The organism is Achromobacter sp. SX5 (assembly GCF_056711425.1).
On sequence record NZ_CM160041.1, the window covers coordinates 191,935 to 205,135 of the forward strand.

General features: G+C 66.6%; 13 protein-coding genes. 10 read left to right on the forward strand and 3 right to left on the reverse strand.

Going from position 1 to position 13,201, the window contains the following annotated elements; all coding sequences use genetic code 11:
- Positions 1-5: 5 nt before the first annotated feature.
- The 3 genes from fghA (at position 6) to rpoH (ending at position 2,722) form a co-directional block, all read left to right on the forward strand.
- Complete coding sequence (fghA, locus tag AC1M14_RS00905; protein ID WP_479730781.1) at positions 6-872, forward strand: S-formylglutathione hydrolase; 867 nt, start codon at positions 6-8, stop codon at positions 870-872.
- Between the two features lie 63 nt (positions 873-935).
- A complete protein-coding gene (locus tag AC1M14_RS00910; protein WP_102773060.1) occupies positions 936-1,625 on the forward strand; it encodes a hypothetical protein in 690 nt (229 codons plus the stop codon).
- Between the two features lie 212 nt (positions 1,626-1,837).
- Positions 1,838-2,722 (forward strand): RNA polymerase sigma factor RpoH, encoded by an 885-nt coding sequence (rpoH, locus tag AC1M14_RS00915; protein WP_102773061.1) that lies wholly within the window; start codon positions 1,838-1,840, stop codon positions 2,720-2,722.
- 272 nt (positions 2,723-2,994) lie between these two features.
- Here the strand turns inward: rpoH and AC1M14_RS00920 are convergent, their stop codons facing one another.
- Positions 2,995-3,789 (reverse strand): phosphodiesterase, encoded by a 795-nt coding sequence (locus tag AC1M14_RS00920; protein ID WP_479731772.1) that lies wholly within the window; start codon positions 3,787-3,789, stop codon positions 2,995-2,997.
- 234 nt (positions 3,790-4,023) lie between these two features.
- Here AC1M14_RS00920 and AC1M14_RS00925 point away from each other — a divergent pair, with 234 nt between their 5' ends.
- Positions 4,024-6,675, forward strand: coding sequence for a cation:proton antiporter (locus AC1M14_RS00925; RefSeq protein ID WP_102773063.1), 2,652 nt, complete (start codon positions 4,024-4,026; stop codon positions 6,673-6,675).
- Between the two features lie 6 nt (positions 6,676-6,681).
- Here the strand turns inward: AC1M14_RS00925 and AC1M14_RS00930 are convergent, their stop codons facing one another.
- Entirely contained in the window at positions 6,682-7,494 is an 813-nt protein-coding gene (locus AC1M14_RS00930; RefSeq protein ID WP_102773064.1) for an NUDIX hydrolase, read from the reverse strand.
- A 290-nt stretch (positions 7,495-7,784) separates the two neighbouring features.
- On the opposite strand from AC1M14_RS00930, the gene coxB reads away from it, so the two are divergent.
- The 5 genes from coxB to AC1M14_RS00955 all read left to right on the forward strand — a co-directional run bounded on the left by coxB (position 7,785) and on the right by AC1M14_RS00955 (position 11,956).
- Positions 7,785-8,942 carry a cytochrome c oxidase subunit II gene (gene coxB, locus AC1M14_RS00935; RefSeq protein WP_102773065.1) on the forward strand — a complete coding sequence of 386 codons (1,158 nt, stop codon included), beginning with the start codon at positions 7,785-7,787 and terminating at the stop codon, positions 8,940-8,942.
- A gap of 104 nt (positions 8,943-9,046) precedes the next feature.
- Positions 9,047-10,654 (forward strand): cytochrome c oxidase subunit I, encoded by a 1,608-nt coding sequence (ctaD, locus tag AC1M14_RS00940; protein ID WP_102773066.1) that lies wholly within the window; start codon positions 9,047-9,049, stop codon positions 10,652-10,654.
- A 29-nt stretch (positions 10,655-10,683) separates the two neighbouring features.
- Positions 10,684-10,809 carry a cytochrome oxidase small assembly protein gene (locus tag AC1M14_RS00945; RefSeq protein ID WP_209165517.1) on the forward strand — a complete coding sequence of 42 codons (126 nt, stop codon included), beginning with the start codon at positions 10,684-10,686 and terminating at the stop codon, positions 10,807-10,809.
- An 8-nt stretch (positions 10,810-10,817) separates the two neighbouring features.
- A complete protein-coding gene (locus AC1M14_RS00950; RefSeq protein ID WP_102773067.1) occupies positions 10,818-11,042 on the forward strand; it encodes a DUF2970 domain-containing protein in 225 nt (74 codons plus the stop codon).
- 38 nt (positions 11,043-11,080) lie between these two features.
- Positions 11,081-11,956: a cytochrome c oxidase subunit 3 gene (locus AC1M14_RS00955; RefSeq protein WP_102773068.1), complete on the forward strand. Its 876-nt coding sequence runs from the start codon at positions 11,081-11,083 to the stop codon at positions 11,954-11,956.
- Positions 11,957-12,133: 177 nt separating this feature from the next.
- On the opposite strand, the gene AC1M14_RS00960 is transcribed toward AC1M14_RS00955, so the two are convergent.
- Positions 12,134-12,334: a twin transmembrane helix small protein gene (locus AC1M14_RS00960; RefSeq protein ID WP_102773069.1), complete on the reverse strand. Its 201-nt coding sequence runs from the start codon at positions 12,332-12,334 to the stop codon at positions 12,134-12,136.
- 36 nt (positions 12,335-12,370) lie between these two features.
- Between AC1M14_RS00960 and AC1M14_RS00965 the strand changes: the two genes are divergently transcribed.
- On the forward strand, positions 12,371-13,180 hold the full coding sequence (locus AC1M14_RS00965) for an SURF1 family protein (protein WP_479730782.1): 810 nt from the start codon (positions 12,371-12,373) through the stop codon (positions 13,178-13,180).
- Positions 13,181-13,201: the final 21 nt, after the last annotated feature.

Genomic DNA, 13,201 nt, shown 5'->3' on the forward strand with positions numbered 1-13,201 from the left:
GACCTATGGCCGTGGCCCTCGAACTCATCTCGCAGCACCGCTGTTTCGGCGGCTGGCAGCGCTATTACCGCCACGAATCCGCGCAGATCGGCCTGCCCATGCGGTTCTCGGTCTATCTGCCGCCCCAGGCCGAGCAAGGCCCGGTACCCGTCCTGTTCTATCTGGCCGGGCTGACCTGCACCGAAGAGACTTTCATGATCAAGGCCGGCGCCCAGCGCCTGGCTGCGGAGCTGGGCGTCATGCTGGTGGCCCCGGACACCAGCCCGCGCGGGGCCAACGTGCCGGGCGAGGACGAAAACTGGGACCTGGGCACCGGCGCGGGCTTTTACGTGGACGCCACCACGCCGGCCTGGCGCACGCACTACCGCATGTACAGCTACGTGACCGAAGAACTGCATGCCATCGTCACCGGCGGCGCGCTGCCGGGCGACGCGTCGCGCACCGGGATCTTCGGCCATTCCATGGGCGGCCACGGCGCGCTGGTGCTGGCGCTGCGCAACCCCGCCAAGTTCCACTCGGTGTCGGCCTTCGCGCCCATCGCCGCGCCCAGCCAGTGTCCGTGGGGCAAGAAGGCCTTCGGCGCCTACCTGGGCGCCGACGTCCAGGGCTGGGCCGCCTACGACGCGTCGGCGCTGATGCGCCAGGCCCGCCAGCCGTTTCCCGGGGGCATCCTGATCGACCAGGGAGAATCGGACCAGTTTCTGGCGGAACAGTTGTATCCCGAGGTATTCGAGCAGGCCTGCGCCACCGCCGGCCAGCCGTTGACCCTGCGTCGCCACGAGGGCTACGACCACGGCTATTACTTCATCTCGACGTTTATCGAGGATCACATCCGGTTTCACGTCGAGCGGCTTGGAAAACCCGCGGCCTGAGGCCGCTTCTATACTGGCCGGCCACCGCCCGCGGCGGTTCTTACCTAATCGGGAACGGCTGATTTGATCAACGGAATCGCTCCTTTCGTCTGGATACTGCTGGGCGCCATCGTCGTCCTGCTGCCGGGCATCGTCATGCTGCTGGGCAAGGGCGGCCCGCGCGACGAGCGCGGCCGCAAAATGTTCCAGCTCCGGCCGGTGCGCCGCCTGTTCGGGCTGATGCTGGTGCTGCTGGGCTGCGTGTCCGGCCTGCTGGCCCTGTCGCTGGTGCAGTTCTTCCGCCTGACCACCGACGAGCCGGTGGCCCGCGTCGAGATCCGCCAGCTGGCCGAGGGCCAGTTCCAGGTGGACGCCAGCGCGCCGGCCATCGGCAGCCGCCAGTACGTGCTGTACGGCGACCAGTGGCAGATCGACGCGCGGGTGGTGCGCTGGAAGGTGCCGGCGCTGATGGCGGGCGTGCCGCCGCTGTACCGCCTGGAGCGGCTGTCCGGCCGCTACAGCGACGCGGCCCGCGAGGCCTCGGCCACCCGTTCGGTGCATCCGCTGGACGACTGGCCCGCGCCCGACCTCGGTTCGCTGAAGAAAAACTTCCCGAACTGGTTCCCCTTCGTCGATGTCCAATTCGGCAGCGGCGCCTACATGCCCCTGTTCGACGGCGCCCGCTACCAGGTCTTCCTGGACCCGCGCGGGGCGCTGTTCATCCGCCCCGACGGCCAGGCTACGGTCGACGGCCTCAAGCGCCTGGGCTGGTAGTGTGAACACCCACGCTGCGCCGCCTTGGGGCGGCCCGGCTGCGGCGCGGCCATTCTTGCGCTGGCTCGAACTTCTCGGGCCGAAAAAAATTGGGGGCGAATCATGTGTGGTGGAACTTTGATGCGCCGCAATAGTCGAATTAGCACTCCCTTTACTAGAGTGCTAACATCGAATTCATGTCGTCATCCTTAAGCCTTCCGGAGACTCCCGTTATGAAACAACCCAGTACCTCGTTGGCCACTTCCGGCAACGCCCTGGCGTTGGCCATCGGCAATCCGGGCGCGCTCGGCACGATCGACGCATACATTTCCGCGGTGAATCGCCTGCCGGTGCTGTCGGCTGAACGAGAAACCGAGCTGGGACGCCGCCTGCGCGACCAGGAAGACCTGGGCGCGGCGCGCGAGTTGATCCTGTCGCACCTGCGCCTGGTGGTGTCCGTGGCCCGCCAGTACCTGGGCTACGGCCTGCCCCACGCCGACCTGATCCAGGAAGGCAACGTCGGCCTGATGAAGGCCGTCAAGCGTTTCGACCCCGAGCGCGGCGTGCGCCTGGTGTCGTTCGCCGTGCACTGGATCAAGGCGGAAATCCACGAATACATCATCCGCAACTGGCGCCTGGTCAAGGTGGCCACCACCAAGGCCCAGCGCAAGCTGTTCTTCAACCTGCGCAGCATGCGGCCCGACGGCCAGACGCTGGACCCCGAGCAGGTCGACCACATCGCGCGCGAGCTGAACGTGCGCCGCGAAGACGTGAGCGAAATGGAAGTGCGCCTGTCCGGGCGCGACATGTCGCTGGAAAACCAGGACGACGACGATGAGAGCTACGCGCCCATCGCCTATCTGTCCGACGACGGCCGCCAGGAACCCACGCGGGTGCTGGAGCGCGCCGCGCGCGACCGGCTGCAGGGCAGCGGGCTGAGCGACGCGCTGGAAGCGCTGGACCCGCGTTCGCGCCGCATCGTCGAGGCGCGCTGGCTGCAGGACGACGGCGGCGCCACGCTGCACGAACTGGCCCAGGAATTCGGCGTCTCGGCCGAACGCATCCGCCAGATCGAGGCCGCCGCTCTCAAGAAAATGCGCGGCAATCTCCAGGCCTGACACGCCTGCCGCCCGCCCATGCAAAAGGCCGCTTTCGAGCGGCCTTTGTCTTTTGCGGCGCGCCTGGCGGCCGTTACATGAATTGATACAAATTCACCCGGAATTTTTGCGCCGCGCCAGAAACTTAATGCGGGCCGCGCCGACTAACTTCATGTAGACCGCGAACTCCGGTTGGCTGTCTAGTCGTCCGTCTCGGCTTCTCCTCTTTCCCCTCCCCTATGAGACGGATGTTTGCGGGGCACCAAAGCAAATTGGTGCCCCGTTTTTTATGCCTAGGCCGCCTGCACCTTGTCCGACGCCGCCAGCGCCGGGCGCCACAACGCGTCCTGCACCCGCCGCACGCCGGTCGCCAGCGATCCGTCCTGGTACAGCTTGATCCAGCGATACCCCGGCGCCATGTTGTCCACCACGTGCTGCCCGTCGCGGATGCTGAACTGGAAGCACGTGGACGGCGTGGCCAGCATGCGCAGGTTGTGGCGGCGGCGGTCGAAGTCGTGGTGCACGTGTCCCCACAGCAGCACGCGGGCCTGCGGCCAGCGGGCCAGCAGCTTGAACAGCGCCTGCGGGTTGTCGATCATCATCGTGTCGTGCCAGTGGCTGTCGATCTGCATGGGGTTGTGGTGCATCGCGACCAGCGTGTGGCGCCCGGGCGCTTCGGCCAGGGCGGCCTCCAGCAGATCCAGCTGGCTGGCGGGCAGGTGGCCCGCGTCGGAGCCGGGCACCGTGGTGTCCAGCGTCACGACGCGCCAGGCGCCCACGTCGGTGACCGGCTCGGACCACTGCGCCAGCTCCTCGCGCATCACGGCAGGCAGGTCATGGTTGCCCGGCAGGCAGCGGATGGTGGCGCGGTCCAGCGCCGGCGCCTCGGAAAGGATGGAGGCAAAGCGGCGGTAGGCCGCCGCCGCGCCGTCCTGGGACAGGTCGCCGGTGGCCAGCAGCAGGTCGGGATGGCGGCCGTCGGCCTCGATCTGGCGCAGCACGGCGCGCAGGCTGGCGTCGGTGTCGACGCCCAGCATCACGGTGCCGGGCTCGCCGAACAGGTGGCTGTCGGTGAGCTGGACCAGCATGGCGGGCGCGTCGTCGCGCCGGGTCAGGGCATGGATGCGGGCCAAGTGCCGCTCCTGAAAAGTTGAAGCGATTCCACATTACCCAAAAAACGCGTCGCCACGCGTATCGCGCTTGCGTATTGGGGTAACCAAACGTGCATTCTCTACGATTCTCTACAGTTCGCCGCCCGGACTTGGGGGAAAAAGCCGCTATTCTTGTGAAATTTCTCCCTAGCCTCAGACGCGGCGCTATCCATGGATGTCGGTTTTCTCGTATTCGGCCTGGCCGGTTTGCTCACGCTGGTCTGCTTCATGCCGCCTTTGGCCGGCCGCCTCAAGCTGCCGTACTCGGTGCTGCTGGCCATCGTCGGCTGTCTGCTGGGCATCATCGTGCACCTGCACGGCTGGGCGCCGCGCTGGATCGGCGATTTTCTGGATTCGCTGGAACGCTTCGAGATCTCGTCGGAAACCTTCCTGATGGTGTTCCTGCCGGTGCTGCTGTTCGAGACCGCGCTGTCGATGAACGTGCGGCGCCTGATGGACGACATCGGCCCCATCCTGATGATGGCCATCGTGGCCGTGGTGGTGTGCACCGTGGCCGTCGGGGTGGCGCTGGACGCCGTGTCGTCCTATGGCCTGGTGGTCTGCCTGCTGCTGGGCGCCATCGTGGCCACGACTGACCCGGTGGCGGTGGTGGGCATTTTCCGCGAAGTGGGCGCGCCCAAGCGCCTGACCACGCTGGTCGAGGGCGAAAGCCTGTTCAACGACGCGGCCTCCATCGCCTTGTACTCGGTGCTGCTGGCGGTGCTGGGCGGCCACGGCGAACTGACCGTGAGCGGCATTTTCAACGACTTCATCGTGCACTTCCTGGGCGGCGGCCTGGCCGGCTACGCGATGGGGCGGCTGGCCTGCTTCCTGTTCGCGTGGCTGCGCGGCTTTCCCACCGCCGAAATCACGCTGACGCTGACGCTGGCCTATCTGTCCTTCTTCATTTCCGAGCACTACCTGAACGTCTCGGGCGTGGTCGCCACGGTGATCGCCGGCCTGGTGGTCGGCTCCACCGGCCGCACCCGCATGTCGCCCACCACGTTCGAATACCTGTCCAGCGCCTGGGGACAGTTCGGGTTCTGGGCCAATTCGCTGATCTTCCTGTTCGCGGCCATGCTGATCCCGAAGCTGATGGCGGCGGCCGACTGGCAGGAACTGCTGCTGGTGGTGGTGCTGTTCGTGACCACGCTGGCGGCGCGCGCCATCGTGGTGTTCGGCCTGCTGCCGTTGCTGGGCCTGACCCGGCTGGGCACCAAGGTCAGCAGGCCGTACAAGGTGGTGATGCTGTGGGGCGGCCTGCGCGGCGCCGTCTCGCTGGCGCTGGCGCTGGCCGTCACCGAACAGACCGGCGTGCCCGAAGAGGCGCGCCAGTTCATCGCGGTCGCCACCACCAGCTTCGTGCTGCTCACGCTGTTCGTCAACGGCATCAGCCTGCGTCCGCTGATCCGCGCGCTGGGCCTGAACCAGCTTTCGCCGGTGGAGCGCACCATCCGCAACCAGGCCCTGGCCGTGGCGCTGGAAGACCTGCAGGGCAAGACGGAAGAGGTCGCGCGCAGCGAGCACATCGGCGCCGAGGTGCGCGACCGCATCCGCGCGGTGTTCGACGCCAGCCTGACCAGCGTGCACGACGGCCAGGTCGGCCAGATGAGCGACGAGCAGCGCGTGGCGGTGGGCCTGGCCATCGTGGCGCAGCGCGAAGAGGAAATGTTCTTCGACATCCTGAAGGCGCAGATCGTGGACTGGCGCATGGCCGAGGCGCTGCTGGCGCGGGCCGAGCGGCTGGAGGACGCGATCCGGCAGGGCGGCGTCGCGGGCTTCGAGCGCGGGATCGTCGACGACGTGCGCTATTCGCCCGGTTTCCGGCTGGCGCTGCGGCTGCACTACGTGTTCGGCTTCCAGAGCTGGCTGGCGCGCGAACTGGCCCAGCGTTTCGCCAATCTGATGAGCAAGCGGTCGGTCGCGCAGCGCCTGATCGCGTTCGCGCGCGAACAGATCACGCCGCTGCTGGGCGAAGAGGCCACCGCGCGCATCGTGTCCCTGCACCAGCGCCGCCTGGACCTGATCGAAAACGCCATACAGGCGCTGAATCTGCAATATCCGTCCTACGCGCAGTGGCTGCAGGAAAGCTATCTGGGCCGCGTGGCGCGCGAAATGGAGCGCATCCGCTACCGCGACATGCTGGAGCAGTTCCTGATCAGCGGCGAGGTGTACGCCGACCTGATGGCGCAGTTGAAGAGCCGCTGGGCCCATATCGACCGCCATCCGCCGCTGGACATCGAAATGAGCGCGGCCGAGCTGATCAAGCGCGTGCCGCTGTTCGAGGGCCTGTCGGCCGATTCGCTGCGCGCCATCAGCAAGCTGCTCAAGCCGCGGCTGTCGCTGCCGGACCAGCGCGTGCTCACCAAGGGCCGGCACGGCGGCGAAATGTGCTTCGTGGCCTCCGGGGCCGTGGCCGTGCATCTGCCGGACAACACCCTGATCGAACTGGGCAGCGGCGAATTCTTCGGCGAACTGGGGCTGCTGGGCGAGCAGCAGATCGAGCCCGACGTGACCTCGCTGGGCTACAGCAAGCTGCTCATGCTGTCGTCGCGGGATTTCCACGCGCTGCTGGCGCGCGACGAGAACCTGCGCGAGCGCATCCAGCTGGTGGCCAAGCAGCGCCTGCGCGCCATCGAGGTGTGGAAGCAGTTCTCGCAGGCCAATGCCGCGGCCGCACCGGCGCCCGCGCCGGCCTCCGCGCCCAGCCCGGCCCAGGCCGCGGAAGCCGCCGAGGCCGCGGGCGCAACCCCGCCTGCCGGCGAGGCGCCGCAAGCCGATCCGCCGCCCGCGGGCATGCTGGACGCGGCGCGTCCGGGCTGACGGGCCTCAGGCCGGGATTTCGCCGGCCGCGCGGCGCTGCATGATGTCTTCGACGATCACCAGCGCCGCTTCCAGCGTGAATTCGCCCTCGGCGATGCGGCGCAGCACCGTGGCCACGTCCAGCGTGGCGATCTCCATGACTTCGCCGTCGCGGTTGGCGGGCCGGGCGTCGGCTTCCAGCACGCAGGTGCTGGTCAGCACGTCCTCGACCTGATAGCCCTCGGGCAGGCGCCGATGGATGCGCAAGATGGTGCGCAGCGGCGTGCGACGCGCCAGGTCGGGCTCGTCCAGCCCGGCTTCCTCGCCGCATTCGCGCACCAGCGCCAGTTCCAGGTCCTCGCGGCTGCCGGCCAGGCCGCCCACCAACGTATCCCACATGCCGGGATCGGTGGACTTGCTGAGCGAGCGGCGCGCGACCCACAGGCGGCCGTCGGGCGTCCACGCGTTCAGGTGCACGGCCTTGGTGAGCAGGCCCAGGGGGCGCACCGCGGCGCGTTCGATCACGCCCAGGGCAGTGTCGCCGTCCATGACGTCCAGCAATTCGTCGCGCCAGCCGCGCAGGCAGTTGGCTTGGCGCAACAGTTGCGCGGCCCGTTCGAGCACGCCATCCAGTTGCGCGCCCGGCTCCAGGCCCGCGCCGATGCGCAGGGTCTCGCCGTCGGCGTCGATATCGGCCGCGCCGCGCAGCGCGTCGCACGCCGCGTGCGTGGCCCAGCCGCAGCGGCGCCCCGCTATATATAAAGCGCGCGCGCCGTCGGGAGCGGGCTCCTGGGCGCGTGCGCAAAGGGCGGCGTACAGATCGGGCAACTGTTGTGGCATCGGGGAATCGTGGTGTTGATGTTACCGACGATTTTATGCCAGCCTGTTTTCAGCCCCAGGTCAAGAGGGCGAGGCCAAATGGGGGCGGCGCCTACGAATTCAAGGGCGCTAACTTACATCTGTTTGCGCGTCCGCTATAATCCGGCAGTTTCTTTGTGATTTCGAGTGGGAACGACAGGGGCCGCTCTATCTCCCTGCCTCGCCCCTGCCATCTAATAATTGCGTGTTGCCCGTTTCCGGTGACTTCCGCCACTAGAGAACGGACCTACGCGCCGTGTTTCGAGGTAAGCATGAAGAAGTGGAGAGGGATACTGGGGACTTGTGCGATGCTGATGGCCAGCGTGGCGAGTGCTCAGGTGCAAGACATGCCCGGCGGCCCGAAGGTCAACCAGCTGAACCTGCATGAGGGCGTGACGTCGATTTCGCGCGACATCATGTGGCTGCACTGGATGCTGCTCACGATCTGTATCGTGATCTTCATCGGTGTGTTCGGGGTGATGTTCTATTCCATCTGGGCGCACCGCAAGTCGCGCGGCCACAAGGCCGCCACCTTCCACGAACACCTCGGCGTCGAAGTCGCCTGGACGGTCATCCCGTTCATCATCGTCATCGCCATGGCGCTGCCGGCCACCAAGACCGTGGTCGCCATGAAGGACACCTCCAGCGCCGATCTCACCGTCAAGGTCACCGGCTATCAATGGAAGTGGGGCTACGAGTACCTCGACGGCCCGGCCGCCGGCGTCAAGTTCCTGTCCACCCTGTCGACCCCGCGCGCGCAGATCGAGAACCGCGAGCCCAAGGGCGAGTTCTACCTGATGGAAGTGGACAATCACCTGGTGGTGCCGGTGAATAAAAAGGTCCGCATCGTCCTGACCGCCGCCGACGTCATCCACTCCTGGATGATTCCGGACTTCGGCGTCAAGCAGGACGCCATCCCCGGCTTCCTGCGCGATGCCTGGTTCAATGCCGACAAACCCGGCATTTACCGCGGCCAGTGCGCGGAACTCTGCGGCAAGGATCACGCTTTCATGCCCATCGTCGTGGAAGTTATGGCGCAAGCCGACTACGATAAGTGGGTCGAAGACCAAAAGAAGAAGATGGCGGCGAACGCCGACGATCCCAACAAGGAGTGGACGGAAGCCGAACTGGTTGCCCGCGGCGAGAAGGTTTTCGCGGCGAATTGCGTGGCCTGTCACCAGGCCAACGGCAAGGGCATCCCGGGCAGCTTCCCCCCGCTCGACGGAGACAAGGTTGTTCTGGGGCCGAAGGCCGAACAGATCAACACCGTGCTGAAGGGCAAGCCCGGCACCGCGATGGCGCCGTTCGGCGGCCAGCTCAACGATGTCGAGATCGCGGCGGTCATCAGCTATACGCGCCATGCCTGGAGCAATGCAGGCAAGGGGCAGGACCCGACGGTTCAGCCGAAGGACGTGACGGCTGCGCGCTGATCGCGCGCGCCCAGCCACGCCTACGCAGAACCGGTTCCGTTTAGTTAGAGATACCCTGCCGGCCCCGTGGATCGGGCCCGGCACTCAGCAGGAAGGAGTCCATCATGAGCAGCGTCACTGTAGACCACGTGTCGCCGGGCCACGGCCACGGTCACGATGACCACCACCACGCCATCCCCACCGGCTGGCGCCGCTGGCTTTTCGCCACCAACCACAAAGACATCGGGACGATGTACCTCATCTTCTCGTTCGTCATGCTGCTGGAAGGCGGCACGCTGGCCTTGCTGCTGCGCACCGAGCTGTTCGAGCCGGGCCTGCAGTTCTTCCGCCCCGAGCTTTTCAACCAGTTCACCACCATGCACGGCCTGGTGATGGTGTTCGGCGCCATCATGCCGGCCTTCGTGGGCTTCGCGAACTGGATGATCCCGATGCAGATCGGCGCTTCCGACATGGCCTTCGCGCGCATGAACAACTTCAGCTTCTGGCTGCTGCCCATGGCCGCCATCATGCTGACGGCCTCGTTCTTCGTGCCCGGCGGCGCCACGGCGGCCGGCTGGACCCTGTACGCGCCGCTGTCGCTGCAGATGGGCCCCGGCATGGACCTGGCGATCTTCGCGCTGCACATCATGGGCGCCTCGTCCATCATGGGCGCGATCAACATCATCGTCACCATCCTGAACATGCGCGCGCCCGGCCTGACGCTGATGAAGATGCCGCTGTTCTGCTGGACCTGGCTGATCACCGCCTTCCTGCTGCTGGCCGTGATGCCGGTGCTGGCCGCCGCCATCACCATGGTGCTGACCGACCGCCATTTCGGCACGGGCTTCTTCAACGCCGCCGCCGGCGGCGACCCGGTGCTGTACCAGCACGTGTTCTGGTTCTTCGGGCACCCCGAGGTCTACATCATGATCCTGCCGGCGTTCGGCATCGTGTCGGCCATCGTTCCCGCCTTCGCCCGCAAGAAGCTGTTCGGCTACGCCTCCATGGTGTACGCCACCGCCTCCATCGCCGTGCTGTCCTTCATCGTGTGGGCGCACCACATGTTCACCACCGGCATGCCGGTGACCGGCCAGCTCTACTTCATGTACGCCACCATGCTCATCTCCATCCCGACCGGGGTGAAGGTGTTCAACTGGGTGGCCACCATGTGGCGCGGCTCCATGACGTTCGAGACCCCGATGCTGTTCTCGATCGGCTTCATCTTCGTGTTCACCATGGGCGGCTTCACCGGCCTGATCCTGTCGGTGGCCCCGATCGACATCCAGGTGCACGACACCTACTACGTGGTGGCCCACTTCCACTACGTGCTGGTGGCCGGCTCGCTGTTCGCGCTGTTCGCCGGCGCCTACTACTGGGTGCCCAAATGGACCGGCCGCATGTACAGCGAAAAGCTGGGCAAGCTGCACTTCTGGTCCACGCTGATCTCGTTCAACGTGACCTTCTTCCCGATGCACTTCCTGGGCCTGGCCGGCATGCCGCGCCGCTACGCCGACTACGCAGGGCAGTTCACGACCTTCCACCAGATGGCCACCATCGGCGCGTTCTGGTTCGGCCTGTCGCAGCTGATCTTCCTGTGGGCGATCCTGCGCTGCTACCGCGGCAAGGGCGAAGTCGCCGCCGCCAAGCCGTGGGACGGCGCCGAAGGCCTGGAATGGACGGTGCCCTCGCCCGCGCCCTTCCACACCTTCGAGACTCCGCCCGAAGTGAAGTAAACCGCTTTCACGTTCCAGGTAGCACAGCCATGACACCCGAGCAGCGCCGCCGCAACAAGATCGCAGGATTGGTCCTGCTGGCTTTCGTCATCGCCGTGTTCGCCTGGACCGTGCTGCGCGGCTCGGCCCTGATGTCCGGCATCGCGCTCAAATAGGCCCGGCCATGAGCGACGACCTGCGCGAGACCGCCCAGCGCAAGCTGAGCTTCCTGCAAACCATGAAGGCGGTGGCATGGGGATTCTTCGGGGTCCGCAAGGGGGCGGGCCACCGGGAGGACATCGCCAAGCTCAACCCGGTCCACGTGATCCTGGGCGGGCTGCTGGCAGCGGCCATCTTCGTTACTGTGCTGGTATTAATTGTGCGTTGGGCCGTTTCCAGCCTGACTTGACTCACTTGATTCTATAAATCTGTACCAGGGAGAAAGCCATGAGTGCAAGCCACTCGGTTCAAGGTAAAGAGGCACCGTACTACTTTGTGCCCGCCGACTCGGGTCACCCCGTGCGCACGGCCGTGACGCTGCTCGTGATGGCCCTGAGCGCCACGGCCTGGTTCAACGGCGTGGGCTGGGCCAAATGGACCCTGCTGGTGGGCTTCGTGGGCCTGATCTCGGTGCTGTACTTCTGGTTCGGCGACGCCATCCAGGAATCCGAGTCCGGCCTGAACAGCAAGCGCATCGACGGTTCGTACCGCTGGGGCATGAGCTGGTTCATCTTCTCCGAAGTCATGTTCTTCGCGGCGTTCTTCGGCGCCCTCTGGTACACCCGCACCGTCACCACGCCGTGGCTGGGCGACATGGACCACCGGCTGATGCTGTGGCCCGACTTCCAGGCCGTGTGGCCGAACTTCGGCCCGGCCGGCGTGGTCGAGCAGTTCCAGACCGTCGGCCCCTTCTGGCTGCCCACGATCAACACCGCGCTGCTGCTGAGCTCCGGCGTCACGCTGACCATCGCCCACCACGCGCTGCGCGAAAACCACCGCGGCAAGGCCATTTTCTGGCTGCTGGCCACGGTCGTGCTGGGCTTCGTCTTCGTCGCCTGCCAGGCCTATGAATACCACCATGCCTACACCGAGCTGAACCTCAAGTTCAACTCCGGCGCCTACGGCTCGCTGTTCTACATGCTTACCGGCTTCCACGGCTTCCATGTGCTGCTGGGCGCGACCATGCTGACCGTGATCCTGGTGCGCCTGATCCGCGGCCACTTCACCGCCGACCACCACTTCGGGTTCGAAGGGGCGGCGTGGTACTGGCACTTCGTGGACGTGGTGTGGCTGGGCCTGTACTTGTTTGTGTATTGGTTCTGAGGTGGGGAGTGCGCTGGCCGCGGGAGATGGCGGCTGGCGCCGGCTGATGGGTTGCGCGCGTTGGGGGGGGTGAGTTCTTGCTTAAGAATTCTCGCGCTGCGCCCATCCTACGCCGTCGTGTCGTCATGCCGTCATGTCGACGGCCGCCCGGCGGCGGGGAACCTCGCCAGGCCAGGCCTATCTAAGGCCTGTGCTCTCGATCCAGCCCATGTGGTGGGCGAACAGCACGAACAGGAAAAGGGCCACGGACAGCCCGATGCGTACCGTCAGCGCGTTCACCGTGCGGTTGGTGGTGCCTTTGTCCCGCATCAGGTAGACCAGGGCGGATGCCAGACTGGCCAGAATACCGATAAAGGCCAGGACGACGAAAACGCGCATGGTGGTCTCCGGACAAATCAGAGTTATTGAAGAAAGATGGCCCGACCGCATTCAACCCGCAACACGGTAGCTGCCCTGCTGCTGCTCGGCGCCGCCGTGGTGGTTCTGGCGTCGCTCGGGCAATGGCAGCTGCGCCGCGGCGACGAGCGACGCGCCATTCTGGCGGCTATCGAGGCCGGCCGCAAGCAAGCGCCGCTGCCCTTGACGCCGGCCACCGACCCCGCCGCCATGACGGCATGGCGCGCCGCGCGGGCCACGGGCGTGTGGCTGCCGCAATTCAGTGTACTGCTGGACAACCGCAGCCAGGACGGCAAGCCCGGCTACTGGCTGGCCACGCCGCTGCGGCTCGACGGACCCGAAGGCCGCGCCGTGCTGGTGTTGCGCGGCTGGCTGCCGCGCGTCATGGCCGCGCCCGGACAGGGGCCGGCGCAGCCCGACCTGCCCGCCGCGCCCGCCGGGCCGCAGACCGTGGCGGGCGAACTTTCGCCGCGCGTGCCGCGGCTGTTCGAGATCTGGTCGCTGGGCGGGTCCGACGAGTCGGCCCTGCCGGCCGCGCTGCCGGCGGCGGGCGGCGCGGCGCCGCAGGTGCAGAACCTGCCGCTGGAGGAATACGCAAAGGCGACCGGCCTGGCCTTGCTGCCCACGGTGCTGATGCAGTCGGACGACGGCGCCGGCGACGGCCTGGTGCGCGACTGGCCGCAGCCCTCGGTGGATTTCCAGCAGAACACCTCTTATGCCGTACAGTGGTTCGCTTTCGCCTCGATCGCCGCCATCGCGTGGCTGGTGGTGCTGGGGGGCGCCATCCGCCGCATGAGGCGCTCATCCGCAACCCGCAACACAGGATAAAAAGTGGCTCGCGACATTTCT